General features: G+C 34.6%; 16 protein-coding genes. 15 read left to right on the top strand and 1 reads right to left on the bottom strand.

From position 1 onward, the window contains the following. Window positions 1-94: 94 nt before the first annotated feature. From BAQ46_RS19690 to BAQ46_RS19665, 6 genes are all read left to right on the top strand, one after another. Window positions 95-1,018, top strand: a complete 924-nt coding sequence (locus BAQ46_RS19690) for a CobW family GTP-binding protein (protein WP_061131164.1) — start codon at window positions 95-97, stop codon at window positions 1,016-1,018. Window positions 1,019-1,280: 262 nt separating this feature from the next. Continuing rightward, a complete protein-coding gene (locus tag BAQ46_RS19685) occupies window positions 1,281-2,498 on the top strand; it encodes a substrate-binding domain-containing protein (protein ID WP_000061991.1) in 1,218 nt (405 codons plus the stop codon). Window positions 2,499-2,689: 191 nt separating this feature from the next. Then, window positions 2,690-3,463, top strand: a complete 774-nt coding sequence (locus BAQ46_RS19680; protein WP_061131165.1) for an ABC transporter ATP-binding protein — start codon at window positions 2,690-2,692, stop codon at window positions 3,461-3,463. Then, entirely contained in the window at window positions 3,441-4,142 is a 702-nt protein-coding gene (locus BAQ46_RS19675) for a branched-chain amino acid ABC transporter ATP-binding protein (RefSeq protein ID WP_001196686.1), read from the top strand. The genes BAQ46_RS19680 and BAQ46_RS19675 overlap by 23 nt, the downstream gene beginning before the upstream one ends. Window positions 4,143-4,163: 21 nt before the next feature. Further along, on the top strand, window positions 4,164-5,024 hold the full coding sequence (locus BAQ46_RS19670) for a branched-chain amino acid ABC transporter permease (RefSeq protein WP_071742517.1): 861 nt from the start codon (window positions 4,164-4,166) through the stop codon (window positions 5,022-5,024). A gap of 49 nt (window positions 5,025-5,073) precedes the next feature. Then, window positions 5,074-6,027, top strand: coding sequence for a branched-chain amino acid ABC transporter permease (locus BAQ46_RS19665; protein ID WP_061536843.1), 954 nt, complete (start codon window positions 5,074-5,076; stop codon window positions 6,025-6,027). 98 nt (window positions 6,028-6,125) lie between these two features. On the opposite strand, the gene BAQ46_RS19660 is transcribed toward BAQ46_RS19665, so the two are convergent. After that, entirely contained in the window at window positions 6,126-6,914 is a 789-nt protein-coding gene (locus BAQ46_RS19660; RefSeq protein ID WP_071742515.1) for a LysR family transcriptional regulator, read from the bottom strand. A 120-nt stretch (window positions 6,915-7,034) separates the two neighbouring features. On the opposite strand from BAQ46_RS19660, the gene BAQ46_RS19655 reads away from it, so the two are divergent. From BAQ46_RS19655 to cydC, 9 genes are all read left to right on the top strand, one after another. Further along, a complete protein-coding gene (locus tag BAQ46_RS19655) occupies window positions 7,035-7,574 on the top strand; it encodes a DUF4865 family protein (protein WP_061131167.1) in 540 nt (179 codons plus the stop codon). 41 nt (window positions 7,575-7,615) lie between these two features. After that, on the top strand, window positions 7,616-8,023 hold the full coding sequence (locus BAQ46_RS19650) for a tautomerase family protein (protein WP_061131168.1): 408 nt from the start codon (window positions 7,616-7,618) through the stop codon (window positions 8,021-8,023). 1 nt (window position 8,024) lies between these two features. Next, entirely contained in the window at window positions 8,025-8,348 is a 324-nt protein-coding gene (locus tag BAQ46_RS19645) for a carboxymuconolactone decarboxylase family protein (protein WP_000980847.1), read from the top strand. A 153-nt stretch (window positions 8,349-8,501) separates the two neighbouring features. Next, window positions 8,502-8,945: a MarR family winged helix-turn-helix transcriptional regulator gene (locus BAQ46_RS19640; RefSeq protein WP_001205518.1), complete on the top strand. Its 444-nt coding sequence runs from the start codon at window positions 8,502-8,504 to the stop codon at window positions 8,943-8,945. Between the two features lie 120 nt (window positions 8,946-9,065). Further along, the gene (locus BAQ46_RS19635; RefSeq protein ID WP_061131169.1) at window positions 9,066-10,121 is read left to right on the top strand and encodes an LLM class flavin-dependent oxidoreductase; all 1,056 of its coding nucleotides are present in this window, start codon (window positions 9,066-9,068) and stop codon (window positions 10,119-10,121) included. A 600-nt stretch (window positions 10,122-10,721) separates the two neighbouring features. Then, on the top strand, window positions 10,722-12,125 hold the full coding sequence (cydA, locus tag BAQ46_RS19630; RefSeq protein ID WP_000448876.1) for a cytochrome ubiquinol oxidase subunit I: 1,404 nt from the start codon (window positions 10,722-10,724) through the stop codon (window positions 12,123-12,125). After that, complete coding sequence (cydB, locus tag BAQ46_RS19625; RefSeq protein ID WP_061131170.1) at window positions 12,112-13,128, top strand: cytochrome d ubiquinol oxidase subunit II; 1,017 nt, start codon at window positions 12,112-12,114, stop codon at window positions 13,126-13,128. Before cydA ends, cydB begins: the two co-directional genes overlap by 14 nt. Then, window positions 13,128-14,843, top strand: coding sequence for a thiol reductant ABC exporter subunit CydD (gene cydD, locus BAQ46_RS19620; RefSeq protein WP_000824083.1), 1,716 nt, complete (start codon window positions 13,128-13,130; stop codon window positions 14,841-14,843). The genes cydB and cydD overlap by 1 nt, the downstream gene beginning before the upstream one ends. A gap of 2 nt (window positions 14,844-14,845) precedes the next feature. Next, window positions 14,846-16,570: a thiol reductant ABC exporter subunit CydC gene (gene cydC, locus BAQ46_RS19615; RefSeq protein WP_061131171.1), complete on the top strand. Its 1,725-nt coding sequence runs from the start codon at window positions 14,846-14,848 to the stop codon at window positions 16,568-16,570. The last annotated feature ends 57 nt before the right edge of the window (window positions 16,571-16,627 follow it).

The raw sequence follows: 16,627 nt of genomic DNA, 5'->3' as shown, positions 1-16,627 counted from the left end.
ACAAATCACGACTCTTTTAATAAAATAATAAATATAAATCGTAATTATTACGCTTTGAATACGTTTTGAAATAAAGAAATGGATGGTCGATCAAATGAATAAAGTAGAAATTCATATATTAGGTGGCTTTTTAGGTAGCGGAAAATCAACATTATTACAAAATTTATTGTTAGCGGAGAAAAAGAAGAATAGAAAAGTTGCAGTGTTAATGAATGAAATTGGTGAATACTCAGTAGATACAGATATTATTGGAAAAGAGAATGTTTTAAGGGAACTTCTGAAAGGGTGTATTTGTTGTACGTTAAAAGAAGAGCTTGAAATACAATTACATTCGTTATATCAGCAAGAAAGACCAGATGTCATTTATATAGAAACGACAGGTGTTGCGCATCCAATTGAAGTGTTAGATGCATGTGTATCACCAATTTTAGCACCTTTCTTAGAAGTGAAATCAATAGTAGTCGTTTTAGATGCAGTAAGGTGGTTAAATCGAAGTATATTAAGTGCAAATGTGCAACAGCTACTGCATGAGCAAATGAAATTTGGTAGCCATATTTTAATTAATAAATCAGATTTACTAACATTTGCGGATAAGAACAAAGTAATTGAAGACGTGAAAGCAATAAATAATCATGCAAAATTGTTTGAAACAAAATATTGTAATATATCTTTAGAAGATATAGAAGAAGCTGAATTTATGAATGATGGGGAACATGAGACACTACATGTCAAACAGCATTTACATATACAAACGATGACATATCAATTTACGAAATCGATTGATCAAGACAATTTATATGAATGGCTTTTAAATTTACCAGATAGTATTTATCGTGTAAAAGGATTTGTGAAATTCCATGGAGATAAATACCCGCACCTATTCCAATATTCATTTGGGGTACCAACTTTACTGGAACAAGACTTCGGTTTCCCGACGAACTTGGTAGTGATAGGGGAAGGGCTAGATAAGAAACAATTGGCTGAAGGGTTAGAGAAAGTAGAACTTAACTCTAATTAAGGTGAAAAGACTAACTTAAAAATAAGTTAGTCTTTTTGTATGGTCATTACTGAAATGAAACAGTATTTTCAATTGGATTGCAGAATATATATTGATTGTATGTCCGTTTCCATTACATAGGAAGGTGATTATATATTTGTGCCGAATGTAGAGGGTACTACAAGAGTTTTCCATTATCTATTGAATTAGTTAGTCATGATTACGGACAGGGGATTTTGGCGTGTTTGATTCTATCAGAAAGTAAAGTATAGGGAGGATCACAATGTCGATGAAAAAACGTAAGTGGCTAAAGACGATGTTTACTGGTTGTGTTTTAGGTTCGTTATTAATAACAGCAGCTTGTTCAGGAAAGAAAACAAGTACAGAGGATGACAAGACGATTAAGGTAGGAGTCCTTGCTTCTATAACAGGACCGCTAGAATCGTATGGAAAACAAACAGTGAACGGATTTGAATTAGGGTTAGACTATGCAACTGGTGGAACTGGGAAAGTAGATGGGAAAAAGATTAAGTTTGTTGTAGAAGATACAGAAACGAAAGCGGATGTAGCAGTTAAAAAAGCTACGAAGTTATTAGAAGAAGAGAAAGTTGATTTTTTAGTTGGATCGTCTAGTTCAAGTGATACATTAGCGGTTTTACCATTAGCTGAAGAATATGAAAAGATTATGGTTGTAGAACCGGCAGTTGCGGATAGTATTACGGGGAAGAACTGGAATAAATATATTTTTAGAACTGGAAGAAGTTCCTCACAAGATGCGATTGCAGGAGCAGCAGCAATTGCGAAAAAAGATGTAAAGATTGCGACATTTGCCCCAGATAACGCTTTTGGTCGTGAAGGGATTGCTGCATTTAAAGCGGGTGCGAAAAAATTAGGTGCGAACATTGTGAATGAGCAATACGCGGATACAAATTCAACAGATTTTACAGCAAATATTCAAAATATCATTAGCTCAAAACCAGACTATTTATTTATCGTTTGGGCAGGGGCAAACTCACCTTGGAAACAGTTAAAAGATATGAATGTGGAAGCGCAAGGTATTAAAATTTCTACAGGTGCACCAGATATACCAGCATTAAAAACGATGGATGCATTAGTAGGAATGCAAGGTTTTTCTGTTTATTATCATACACTCCCGAAAAATAAGGTGAATGATTGGTTAGTGGAAGAACATAAAAAACGATTTAATGGTGCGGTACCAGATTTATTTACAGCAGGGGGAATGTCAGCGGCAATTTCAATTGTAGAAGCTTTAAAGAAAACAAAAGGTGATACAGATGTAGATACATTAATTAAGAAAATGGAAGGAATGGAATTTGATACGCCGAAAGGAAAGATGAAATTTAGAGAGAAGGATCATCAAGCGATGCAGACGCTGTATTCTATCACATTGAAAAAACAAGATGGTGTTGATTATCCGGTGCCAGTGTTAGAGCGAGAATTAACGATGAAAGAAACAGAACCACCAGTTCAAAATAAATAGACTGAATTTTCTGTTGATTTTGTATGAAGAGGGGCACATCCTCTTTATCCCGCTTTAATGGGTCGGGCTGCCCATTAAAGTCCGATTGGTGAGGGCTGATAATCAGTGGGGAATGAAGAAAACCCCCACTGATTAAAGTTTCACTTTATACGTATTTCTTTCATACTGAAAGCTTTAAAGGGAGGGATTTCGTGACACATTTGCTAGAAACGAAAAATCTTAGCGTATCTTTTGGGGAGCATCATGTTATTAAAGATGTGAATGTAACTGTACAAAAAGGAAAACTCATTTCTATTATCGGACCAAATGGTGCGGGTAAGACAACATTATTTAATTTACTAAGTGGACAGATTTCACCCACAACAGGTGAAGTGTATTTTAAAGGGCAAGATATTACAAAACTATCGATTTCAGATCGAACACGCTTAGGAATCGGTCGCTCTTTTCAGCTTACAAACATATTCCCAGAATTAACGGTACTTGAAAATGTCCGTTTAAGTGTTCAATCATTCGTACAAGATTACTATAGTTTTTTCCCGAGTCCAGCAAAATTAAAGCAACAAGTTGGAGAGGCGAGACGTTTCTTAAAAACAGTATTACTTCAGGAGAAAGAGCATGTATTAGCGAAAGATTTGGCACATGGAGAGAAAAGAAAGCTAGAACTTGCGATGTTATTAGCTTTAAAAACAGATGTGTTATTACTTGATGAGCCGACGGCAGGTATTTCGGTTGAGGAAGTCCCAGCTATACTACAAGTGATTGAAAATATTAAGAAACATCCAGAGAGTACAATTGTACTTATTGAACACAAAATGGATATGGTACTAGGTTTGTCAGACCATCTAATCGTTTTATTTCATGGAGAGTTATTGGCTGAAGGTTTACCCGAAGAAATTATGAAAGATGAGCGTGTACAAAGTGCTTATTTAGGGGGATTATATAGTGGCACTATTACAAGTGAATAATATAGAGACGTATTTAGATCAGTTTCATATTTTACAAGGGGTATCTCTTGCTGTTGAAAAAGGAACGATTACTGTACTGTTTGGAAGAAATGGGGCAGGGAAGACTACGACATTACGTTCGGTTATGGGATTTCATCATATCGCACATGGTGAAATTTATTACGATCGTACACAAGTAAATGGATTATCTACACATTTAATTTCAAGGAAAGGAATAGGGTATGTACCAGAAAATCAAGGTATTTTTCACGATCTGACAGTAGAAGAAACATTCGCTCTTGCTAGAGGTAAGGGTGAAGAAGCGGAAGAAAAAATAGAATGGATGCTTGAACTATTTCCAGATTTAAAGCAATTTTGGCACAAAAAAAGCGGACTCCTAAGCGGGGGACAAAAGCAAATGTTAGCAATTTCAAGAGCATTTATTAATAGCGATGGTTTACTACTTATTGATGAGCCGAGTAAAGGCTTGTCCCCCATTATGATAGAAAAATTAATGATAGCTATTTTGAAAATGAAGGAGAAAACAACAGTTTTACTCGTTGAACAAAATTTTATGATGGCTAGTCAAATTGGTGATTATTTTTATATTATGGATAACGGAAAAATTGTTCATAACGGTTTTATGCATGAATTAAAAGAGGATAAGGAAATGTGTCACAAATATTTAGGAATCTCTTAACATGAATCCGGGGTGAGAAGGATGGATGTGTTAATCAATTTATTTGTAAATGGGATTTCAACAGGGATGCTCATTTTTTTATTAGCGTCAGGTCTTTCGCTTATTTTCGGTTTAATGAGTGTTCTAAACTTCGCACATGGTGGTTTATTTGCGTGGGGAGCGTTTACAGGTGTTTGGCTATTTAATATGACAGGTAGTTACGTATTAGCTTTAATTGGAGCAATAGCTATGGGAATGTTCCTTGGATTTATTTTAGAAAGATTCCTTATTAGACCGGTATATGGAAATCATGTTCGACAGCTTCTTGTTACGCTTGGAGGAATGCTTGTACTTAGTGAATGTATTAAAGTATTTTGGGGACCAAATCCAATTGGGGCAAAGTTACCGTTATGGCTACAAGGAAGTTTTACGTTCGGAGGCGTTATATTAATTAAATATCGTCTATTCGTTATCATAATTGGGATTATCATATACATTGCATTATTATTATTGCTCAAAAAAACAAAGATAGGTCTTATGATACGCGCAGGCGTAATGGATAAAGAGATGGTTCAAGCGCTCGGTATTAACGTAAAAGCGATATTTTCTTTCGTCTTTTTATTAGGCGCAGGAATGGCAGCGTTGGGAGGCTTCTTATTAGCACCGTATTCAGGCGTTATTTTCGCCGAGATGGGTATGCAGTATGCGATTTTGGCTTTCATAGTAGTAATCATTGGAGGGTTAGGAAGCGTACAAGGTTCAGCAATGGCTTCTTTAATTGTCGGATTAGCTGGTGCTTTTACAGCGTATTTTATACCAGATTTATCACTTGCAATCAATATGTTAATGCTACTGTTTTTCTTAATCGTGAAGCCAAATGGACTTGTTGGTGAAAAGGGGTGAAATGGTGAACAGTACATCAAATCGAATTAAAGTATACTTCGGAGTATGTATGCTCATTTGTTTAAGTGTATTTCCATTCGTAAATGATTCACGGAGCTTGTTAATTTTGTTCACTCAAATCTTCATCTTTGCTATTTTTGCAATGAGTTTTGATGTATTGCTTGGATATACAGGAATTGTATCGTTCGGCCATTGTATGTTCTTTGGAATCGGAGCATATGGCGTAGCACTTTTATTTGATCGACAAGGAGTATCCATAACGAACTTTTTAATAGGGATAGTAGCTGCAATTATCATTTCAGCCATTGTTAGTTATATAATTGGTTTGCTTTCTTTACGGCTGAAAAGTCATTTTTATGCAATGTTAACACTTGCTATTTCACAGTTGTTTTTCGTACTTGCTGAAAAATGGCGTGGGCTCACTCACGGAGGAGATGGTTTTACATTTGGTGTACCAGACGTATTTCGTGATCGTTTTACGTTTTATTATGTAACACTTATATGTTTACTTATCATTTTTGTTCTGTTACGTCTTTTTACCAAATCTTCTATTGGAAAAGTATTAAAGGCAATTTCACAAAACGAGCAACGTGTTGAAGCATTAGGATATAAAGTTCTTCATTATAAAATTATTGCTAGCATTGTTGCAGGAGTAGTAGCTGCAATTAGCGGTGGTTTATTTGTTATTACACTGCGCTTTGTTAATACAACTGTATTTTCAATTGAAATGACATTAAATGCATTATTGATGACGATGATTGGAGGCGTTGGAACGTTAATTGGAGCCATTGCAGGAGCTGGAATTATTGAATCCCTAAAATATTATTTATCAGAACTAGCTACAGAGTATCCAATCTTTGAACGATGGACGATTATTCTTGGTGTATTGTACATTATCGTATTGCTAGTTTTCCCGAAAGGATTAGTTGGCACGGTTAAGGGTTTGAAGAATATGAAACGGAATAAGAAGGAGAAAAGTGCAGAAGTGGAGCAAAATGTGTGAAAAATCAATTGTATAGAATATGAAAATCCCTCTTTTAGATTCGGAAAGGAGGGATTTTTATTGCTGTATGTAAATTTAGTTCTTTTATAAATATTATATTAATTAAATAGTTCATCAGGGATTTGTTTGAAAGAATTTTGGTTCGTAAAGAAATGAACAGCTAATTTCTCAATTGGAACACCTTCAATTGGTACTAATTTATCATTTTTAATTGGTAAAAAGGCTATTCCTTTTCCGTCCTGAATAAACTCTTCTATAAGCGAATAAGAATCTAATTGTTGAAGTTGGCGCTGAGATAAATTATTTTCTTTTAGAAATTGTATCGTCTTATTTCTAAAAGGGCACTTTTTGTCATTACTAACGAAGAAGAGTTCCTTTGAATAGTCAATGGTACGTGTTTCTTTCATTTTCAATAAGCCTATAGAAATTGAAGTAGTAAATACTTTTTTAAAAGCTGCGTCGGGATCATCCTCGTAAGTAATGACCATATCAACTTTTTGTTGCTGCAGTAATTTTTGCAAATGACTACTATTTTCTACATATATTTGATAATTCCTGAAATTTTCTTTAATGCGCTTGCTTACATAATTAGTCAAAATAGATTGTGACGTTGCGATTATATAAGAAGACCCACTTGTTTTAATTTTATTTTTTGCTTCTTCTACTAGCGTTAATATTTGATTTGTGTAGTCTAATAAAATGTCACCAGAAGGTAATAAAGAAACGCCTTTGTTATCTCTATGTAGTAAAGGTGTTTCTAACTCTTGTTCTAATTTTTTAATACGCTCAGTTACGTTCGGTTGAACATACCCTAACTCTTTCGCAGCTTTACTAATAGAACCTTCGCTAGCCACAGTTTTGAATATAATAAGATCATTTATTTCCATTTATCACAGCCCCTTATACGATATCATTATAAATGATACCAAACATAATTTATACCTATTTTACGTTAGTCAATCATCGGTTTATCATTGTGTATATAAGATGGAAAGTGAGTGATAAACATGATTGGAATGCAATATAAGGTCATTTTGCCGAAAGATTATGATATGGAGATTATTAAGAAAAGGGTAAAGGATAATGGGTATAAAACGGATGGTTTTCAAGACTTGAATTTTAAAGCTTATTTAATTACTGAGGCAGATAAGGACGGAAATTTCTATAACTGTTATGCACCTTTATATATTTGGAATGGTCATGAAGGAATGAACAAATTTATCTTTGAAGGGTATTACGATAATATTTTACAATCTTTTGGATGGCAACAAATAAATATAGGTGTTCCATTAGTTGTTAATGTAAAGGGTGATTTTAAGAAATGTAGATATGTTGTTGAATATGAAGGAAGTATTTCTCAAAGTGAATCATTGAGTGGGATTCAATCTATCATTGTGGATCAAAAGGTAGAAAATTGTTTAGGAAATGTAATAGTATATAATCCAGATAAATGGGGATATAGTAAGTTTAATTTTTATGAAGAAAAGCCTGATATGGTAACGAATAAAGGTACTACAGTATATGAGATTTTGCACATTTCACAATGATATTTTGTTGAATGCTAAATTAAGTAAAGGGGTGAAAATATATGCCTTTTGTGAACGTTTATTATCATGAAAATATATTAAATGAAGAAGAATTGAAAAAGATAGGTGAATGTATTCATCTTTCATTAATTAAATATTTTAACATCCCTGAAAATGATTTTTTTGAAATGTTTTTACCTTATCAACAAAATCATTTTTTATATGATCCATATTATTTATTAGAAAGGGGAGAAAAGAGAACAGAGAATATGATTTATGTTTCTATTACATGTGGACCGGGAAGAACGATAAAACAGAAACGCGATCTGTATCAGTCAATATCTTTGAGGGTTTCTGAATGTTCTAGTATAAAAAGTGCAGACATTTTTATTACACTTAACGAGACAGCCGCTGAAAATTGGTCGTTTGGTCAAGGATTGGCGCAATTGGTAAAAGTGAAGGGGGAGTGAAATGATGAATGAATCCATTGAATATTGTATTCAAGAGAAAATGAGAGAAAAGGCACCTGCATTTGCTCATTATAGTGAAAAAATATTGTTCGAGGAAGTGTGGCGAGATGACACTTTAACATTAAGAGAAAGGAGTTTATGTACAGTGTCGGTATTAATCAGTCTTGGTAATACAGAACAATTACCATTTCATTTGCGACTGGCCAAACAAAATGGAATTAAAGAAAATGAAATGATTGCATTAATAACACATATGGCTTTTTATGTTGGTTGGCCCAAAGCAGTAGGCGCTTTACATATAGCAATGAATGATATGGAAAGTTAAGAATAACGATAAGAAAGAATTCATGTTTAAATGAATTCTTTCTTATCGTTATTTATGTAATACTTTAATGAGATATTTTTCACGTTTTCTCTTGCTTTTTTATCACTTGCGTAGTAAAGTGATAGTAAGATTCACGATAGGAAGTGATCAAACATGCGTGATAATACGATAGGATCATTAATATGGTTACGTTTAATACGATTTACGAACCAAAGTAATCAGATGTCAAATGAGTTTTTAAAACGTTTTGATTTAACAACTGCTCAATTTGATGTGCTTTTGCAAATACGTACGTATCAACCACTAACACAAATGGAGTTAGCTGAAAAGGTAACTGTTACACAAGGCGGTATTTCTCGAATGTTAACGCGTCTTGAAAAAGAAGGATATATTGTACGAAAACAAGATTGGAAAACGAAAACAATTAGTCTGACAGAGCAAGGGGAAGCTGCCTTAGAGAAAGCATTGCCAGAGCAACTTGCATTTCAATCATCGTTTTTTGATGACGTATTAAATGAAGAGGAACAGAAAATGTTATACGAGCTAATGACAAAGGTTCATAAGCATAGTGAAAAAAAAGAATTACCGCAAGAGTAATTTTTTTTACACTATCAATTGACTAATCAAGTGAAGTTATAGACAATAGGAAAATACATTTGACTTACAAACGTTTTTAAAAGAGAAACTAATAACACTTTATTAAAGGAGAGAGTAATGATGGAAAAATACCGTATGGATACAAGTAAAGGGATGGAGTTTGGATTATATTCGATTGGGGATCATGTTTTAAATCCGCATAATGGAGAGAAAATTAGTGCGGAACAAAGAATTCATGAATTAATTGAAACAGCTAAGTTAGCAGATGAAGCTGGACTTGATGTATTTGCTGTCGGTGAAAGTCATCAAACACACTTTACAACGCAAGCTCATACAGTTATTTTAGGAGCGATTGCGCAAGCAACGAAAAATATAAAAATTGCAAGTTCAGCAACGATAATAAGTACATCTGATCCGGTACGAGTATACGAGGACTTTGCTACACTTGATTTGATTTCTAATGGACGTGCAGAAATTGTGGCTGGTCGTGGATCTCGTATTGGGGGATATAGTTTACTTGGTTATGATGTGAATGATTATGAAGAGTTATTTGAAGAGAAGATGGATCTTTTATTAAAAATTAATAAAGAGGAACATGTAACATGGAATGGACAGTTCAGAGCACCGCTTGCGCATGCATCGGTTATTCCAAGAGCTAAAAATAATAACTTACCAATTTGGCGTGCAGTTGGTGGCCCACCAGCTAGTGCGATTAAAGCAGGACGTGCAGGTGTACCAATGATGATAACAACACTAGGTGGTCCAGCTATTAACTTTAAAGGATCAGTAGATGCTTACCGTGAGGCGGCTGCGCAAAGTGGATTTAATCCAGCGAGTTTGCCAGTTGCAACAACGAGTTTATTTTATACAGCGAAAAATTCACAAGATGCACTTAGTGAATACTACCCTCACATTAATGCTGGTATGCTTACGCTACGCGGTGGTGGGTATCCGAAACAACAATTTACAAATGCAATAGATTACCGTGACGCGTTAATGGTTGGTAGCCCACAACAAATTATTGAAAAAATGCTTTACCAATATGAATTGTTTGGGCAACAACGCTTTATGGCAGAAATTGATTTTGGTGGCGTACCATATGATAAAATTGAGAAAAATATCGAGCTAATTGCTACTGAAATTTTACCGGCTATTAGAAAACATACAGCAAAATAAATTAAAAAATACCGAGAGTCTAATGGATTCTCGGTATTTTTAATTTATTTTAGTTTGAAAAAATGACAAAAAAGTGAATTTTTAATCTGAAAAGAGGAGGTTATTTCCTATTTTTGAATAACAATATTTCATGTTTGAATTTTAGAAATACATTTTTCTCTTGACAAAAAAATAACGAAATTATCCATTGGTTAATAGGACATTTTTCCGTAGAAAAGTCAAGTGTATAAAGAGAGAAACGATTATTTTATTGATGCAAAGATAAGTCTCATATTAAAAAAACACATTTTATCGATGAGAAAAATCTAATTCAAAAAAATACCAAAAGACATATTTCAGACAAAATGATGTCAATAATACGTCAAAAATCAGCTGAATTTACTATGCAGGTATATTATACAATTCGATTAACGAATAAAACACTACAGAAATAGTGAAAAGGTAAAAAATAGCATTACAATAGTTTGAAAAACTGAAACTTCGTATTTTTCGACAATACATACAAAATGTTTTTGTCTTTTCGTATTTCTTAATAATTGAGCTTGATAAGATTGCTCAATTCACTTTTATTATAAAAACTATGAAGGAAGTGATTGTAGTATGGAAACGCTTGAATTGGCACGAATACAATTCGCATCAACAACGATTTTCCATTACTTTTTTGTTCCGCTGTCTATTGGTTTAGCTTTTATCATTGCGTTAATGCAAACGTTATATGTGGTAAAGGGACAAGAAATTTATAAGAAGATGACGAAGTTTTGGACACAAATATTCCTTGTTAACTTTGCGGTAGGTGTAGTAACTGGTATTTTACAAGAATTCCAGTTTGGTATGAACTGGTCAACCTATTCACGTTTCGTAGGTGATGTGTTTGGTCCATCACTTGCGATTGAAGGTTTATTAGCATTTTTCATTGAGTCTACATTTTTAGGTTTATGGGTATTCGGTGAGGATAAATTACCGAAGCGCATTCACCTTTTATGTATTTGGCTCCTTTCAATTGGAACAATGTTATCAGCATTTTGGATTTTAACTGCAAGTGCATTTATGCAATCGCCAGTAGGATATGAAATGGCAGCAGATGGACGTGCACAAATGAATGATTTCTTAGCAATTATTCAAAACCCACAATTATGGGTACAATTCCCGCATACCATTACAGCGGCAATTGCAACGGGTGCATTCTTTATTGCAGGTGTGAGTGCATGGAAAATAACGAAAGCCCAAGAAACGGAAGTGTTTAAAAAATCATTCCGCATTTCTATCATTGTTGGAACACTTACAACGGCGCTAGTATTATTCTTCGGTCATGCGCAAGCGCAACAATTAATCAAAACACACCCAATGAAAATGGCGGCTGCTGAAGCGTTATGGAATACGAGTGAAGATCCAGCGCCATTTACTGTATTTGCGAAAATTGATGCAGAGAAGAAAGAAAATTCGTTTGAAATTCAAATCCCTTATATGCTAAGCCTATTATCATTTGATAAATTTAGCGGTCAAGTAGAAGGGATGAATCAAATTCAAAAGCAATATGAAGAAAAATATGGGCCTGGAGATTATATTCCGCCAGTACACACGATGTTTTGGAGTTTTAGAGCGATGGTAATGAGTGGAACATTTATGCTTCTTCTAGGAGCGTACGGTTGGTTCTTATCCAAAAAGGACCGTTTAGCTGAAAAAACTTGGTATTTAAAATTAATGGTGTATGCAATTTCACTACCGTTTATCGGTAATACAGTAGGATGGATTATGACTGAAATGGGACGTCAGCCTTGGGTAGTCTTCGGTGTTATGAAAACGGAAGATGCTGTATCTCCAAATGTTACGTTCGGAGAAGTGTTATTCTCTTTAGTTTCATTCACATCACTATATTTAATTATAGGTGGAATTACCATTTACTTATTCGTTCGTATCATTAAAGGACATGAGAATAAGAAAGCGAAACAGGATTCTCAAAGCCATGATCCATTTGATAAGGAGGATGAGTATGTTATCTCTTAATGAGTTGTGGTTTATCATTATTGCAATTTTATTCGTAGGCTTCTTTGTACTTGAAGGTTTCGATTTCGGTGTAGGTATAGTTTCAAGGTTTTTAGGAGAAAACGATTTAGAGAAAAGGATTTACTTAAATACAATTGGCCCATTTTGGCATGCGAATGAAGTATGGCTTGTTTGTGCAGGTGGCGCTATGTTCGCAGCATTCCCGCACTGGTATGCAACTTTATTTAGTGGGTTTTACATTCCTTTTGTATTTATGCTTCTTGCTTTAATTATAAGAGGTGTTTCCTTTAAATTCCGTGCGAAAATAGACAATCATAAATGGAAAGGTTTTTGGGATTGGGGTATGTTTTTAGGAAGTTTATTACCACCTATCCTTTGGGGAGTTGCCATTGCTAACTTTATGGTAGGTATTCCAATTGATGAGACGAAAAATGCTGTAGGTGGATTCCTACAATTACTTCATCCCTTTGCATTACTTGGAGGAGTTATGTTCCTTCTGCTATGTATTGTTCACGGCTTGCAATTCCTTACAATACGTACAACTGGTAAGTTAAGAGAACGTGCACGTATTGCTGCACTGAAAATTGCACCACTTGCAATTATAGCGCTTCTTATTTTTGCTAGTGTAGGGTTATGGAAAACAGATATTTTCACTGGTCATGGTACAGAATGGATTATGGTTCCGATTGGAGCTTTTGTAGCATTATGTGTGTCAACATTATTAAATAAAAGAAGAAGAGATGGTTGGGCTTTCTTTATGACAAGTTTAACAATCATTTTACTAAGTGCGAGTGTGTTTGCCGGCATGTTCCCGCGCGTCTTAATTAGTTCGTTAGGGGCAATATACGATTTGACAATTTATAATGCAGCATCAGGAGATTATGCACTAAAACTGATGACGTATTTTTCAATTGCTATATTGCCATTTGTTTTGGGAAGTCAAATATGGAGTTTCTATGTGTTTAGACAACCTGTTAAGTCAGATAAAGATTTGGAGTACTAATGAAAAGAAAAAGAGGACTTCCATCGTATCCTGGTAGCCGAGTTTTATATGTAGTGCTAACAATCATTAGCATGTTAGAAGCTTTTAGTATTATTGCACAAACGGTGTTTTTAGCGCGAGCTATTACGTTTTTATTTCAGGGAGAAGCAGTGCAATCTATGTTAAATGAAACAGTTTATTTCGGAATCACGTTTGCAGTACGTCATTTGCTAGTTCGAATGTCACAAATATTAGTGGAACGTTTCGCTGAAAAAACAGGATCGCTACTGAGAAAACAATTAATAGAGGCGTATTTCACATTAGGTCCACGGTATGTTCAAACTGTTGGAACAGGTCATCTGGTTACCTTATCGATAGAGGGAATTGAGAAATTTAAAACATATATTGAATTAACAATTCCTAAAATGATTAGAAGTAGTATCGTACCAGGACTAATTGTACTATATGTTTTTACACTAGATATTGAGTCAGGAATCATTTTAGTTGTAACGATTCCTATCGTAATTATTTTTATGATCCTACTAGGATTAGCAGCGCAGAAAATGGCGGATAGCCAATATGAAACATATCGTGTTCTTTCTAATCATTTTGTAGATACGTTAAAAGGATTAGAAACATTAAAGTATTTAGGTCAAAGTAAACAACACGAAGGAAAGATTGAAAAAGTAAGTAAAAGATATAGAAAAGCAACGATGCGTACTTTGCGAGTTGCTTTTCTTTCTTCATTTGCATTAGATTTCTTTACGAGTTTATCAATTGCATTTGTAGCGGTCGGATTAGGGATACGTTTAATAGATGGAACAATTGTACTATTGCCAGCCCTTACGATTTTAATTTTAGCTCCGGAATACTTCTTGCCGATTAAACAAGTTGGAGCAAATTATCATGCTACGTTAGATGGACAACTTGCAATGGAGCAAATAGAAGAGATTTTACAGCGACAAAAAGAAATAGGGAAGAAAGAATCTAATGTAGACTTAATATGGAATTCAACTAGTAACTTGAAATTACAAGATGTAAAAGTAAAGAATGATGAATCTGAAAAAGCTATATTAGAGGAAATTGATTTTACTTGGAAAGGCACTGGCGCTATAGGTGTAATTGGTGAAAGTGGAGCAGGGAAATCAACGTTAATCGACGTATTAGCAGGGTTTTTAACTCCTTCAGCTGGAAAGATGATTGTAAATGGTGTGGAAATTGACGGGGCTACTCGTGAAGAGTGGCAAAAGAATATTGCTTATATTCCGCAGCAACCTTATATTTTCCCGCTTTCATTAAAAGATAACATTTGTTTCTATGAAACAAATACAACGGATGAAGAAGTGGAAAGAGTTATGAATGAAGTTGGTCTTCGTTCACTCGTTACATCGCTTCCAAATGGAATGTATGAAAGAATTGGAGAAGGTGGGCGTATGCTGAGTGGCGGACAAGAACAACGTGTCGCAATGGCGAGAGCCCTTTTAAGCAAAAAGCCAATTATTTTATTAGACGAGCCTACAGCACATCTTGATATTGAAACTGAATTTGAAATAAAGCAAGCGATGTTACGTCTGTTTGAAGGTAAGTTAGTATTTCTTGCAACACATCGTCTTCACTGGATGAAACAGATGGATCATATTCTTATTTTAAATAAAGGGAAAATGATAGAAAGCGGAACGTATGAAGAACTTGTAAAGAATGAAGCATTACATTTTCGCAGGAAAGAGAGGGGATAGAGATGAGTAACTGGATTAAACCGTATATACAGCAAAATAAAGGTAGAATGACTGTAACTATTTTCCTTGGTCTTCTTGGAGTTAGTTCAGGTGCGATGCTACTTTTCATTTCAGGTTATTTAATCTCTAAATCTGCTCTTAGACCAGAAAATGTAATGGCTGTATATGTTCCTATCGTTGCAACACGTGCGTTTAGTATAGGACAAGCGGTATTTCATTATGTAGAGCGTTTAGTTGGACACGATGTTGTATTACGCATATTAGAAAAGATGAGAACGAAACTATATGGGATAGTAGAACCACAGGCGTTATTTTTCCGTTCACGATTTCAAACGGGCGATATGTTAGGCGTATTATCCGAAGATATAGAGCATTTACAAAACCTATATTTACGTACAATATTTCCTAGCATATTAGCATTAGTTGTATATAGCATATTCGTACTTGTTATCGGTACATTTGACGTAGTGTTTGCACTTATTGCAGCATGTATGTTGGCTATTATCGTTTTTCTTCTTCCATTTATATCATTACTTTTAATGAAGAAACATCATGTTACTTTAAAGCAAGGAAGAAACCGTTTGTACCAAAAACTAACAGATGCTGTTTTTGGATTATCTGATTGGCAAGCAAGTGGTAGAAAAGATGAATTCATTGATAAGTATGTAGATCAAAATGCTCAGTTGTTAAAAACGGAAAAAAGAATGAAGCGCTGGAATCATATTCGGGACAGTATTATTCAATTAGTAGTGGGTATTGTAGTTATTTCAATGATTATATGGACTGGAAATGAGGCGGCGAGTGAACAGATTGCTCCTACCGTTATTGCGGCTTTCGTCTTAATGACGTTATCTGTCACAAACGCGTTAATTCCTCTGTCAGATGCTATCGATCGAATTCCATCATATGTAGAATCCGCTCATCGTCTCAATCAAGTAGAAGGTAATGGTGTTTTACAGGATGAAAAGGAATTACCTAGAGATAAAGATTATGTTGCACCAAAACATATAGACATTGAATTAAATCATGTATCGTATCGTTACCCAGATAGCAATGAATTTGTATTGAAAGACGTATCATTACAAATAAAAGCAGGAAAAAAAATCGCCATTTTAGGAAGAAGCGGAACTGGAAAATCTACTTTGTTAAAATTGTTAACAGGTGCACTAAGCCCATTACAGGGTGAAGTTTTATTGAATAGTGAACATGCTCACACGAATCTTTTATCAAAATATATTTCTGTATTGAATCAAAAGCCGCATTTATTCGATACGACAATTGGGAATAATGTGCGAATCGGCAAACCAGAGGCAACAGATGAAGAGATATGGAATGCTTTAGAGAAAGCACAATTAGCTTCGCATGTTGCTTCTCTTCCAGATAGATTACAAACAAAAATGCATGAGATGGGGAAAAGGTTTTCTGGCGGGGAAAGACAACGGGTTGCTTTTGCTAGAACGCTAATGCAAGAAGCACCAATCATTGTACTAGATGAACCTACAATCGGCTTAGATCCAAAGACAGAATTATCTTTAATAGAAACAATGTTTTCTGCAACGGAAGAAAAGACAGTAATTTGGATTACGCACCATCTTGTAGGAATTGAGCATGTTGATGAAGTTATCTTCCTTGATCGTGGTCAAATTGTGATGCAAGGAAGTCATGAACAACTTCTGAAAGAAAATGAGAAGTATCGAAAGCTTTATGAGTTAGATAAAGGAATATAGTTTGAATAAGTAATAATAGTGAAAATAGCTACGCCTAATGGTGGAGCTATTTTTTGT

The sequence above is a fragment of the Bacillus paranthracis genome (assembly GCF_001883995.1).
Lineage (GTDB): Bacteria > Bacillota > Bacilli > Bacillales > Bacillaceae_G > Bacillus_A > Bacillus_A paranthracis.
The sequence above is the reverse complement of the archived record's forward strand: the minus strand, read 5'-3'. Positions and strand labels throughout refer to the sequence as shown.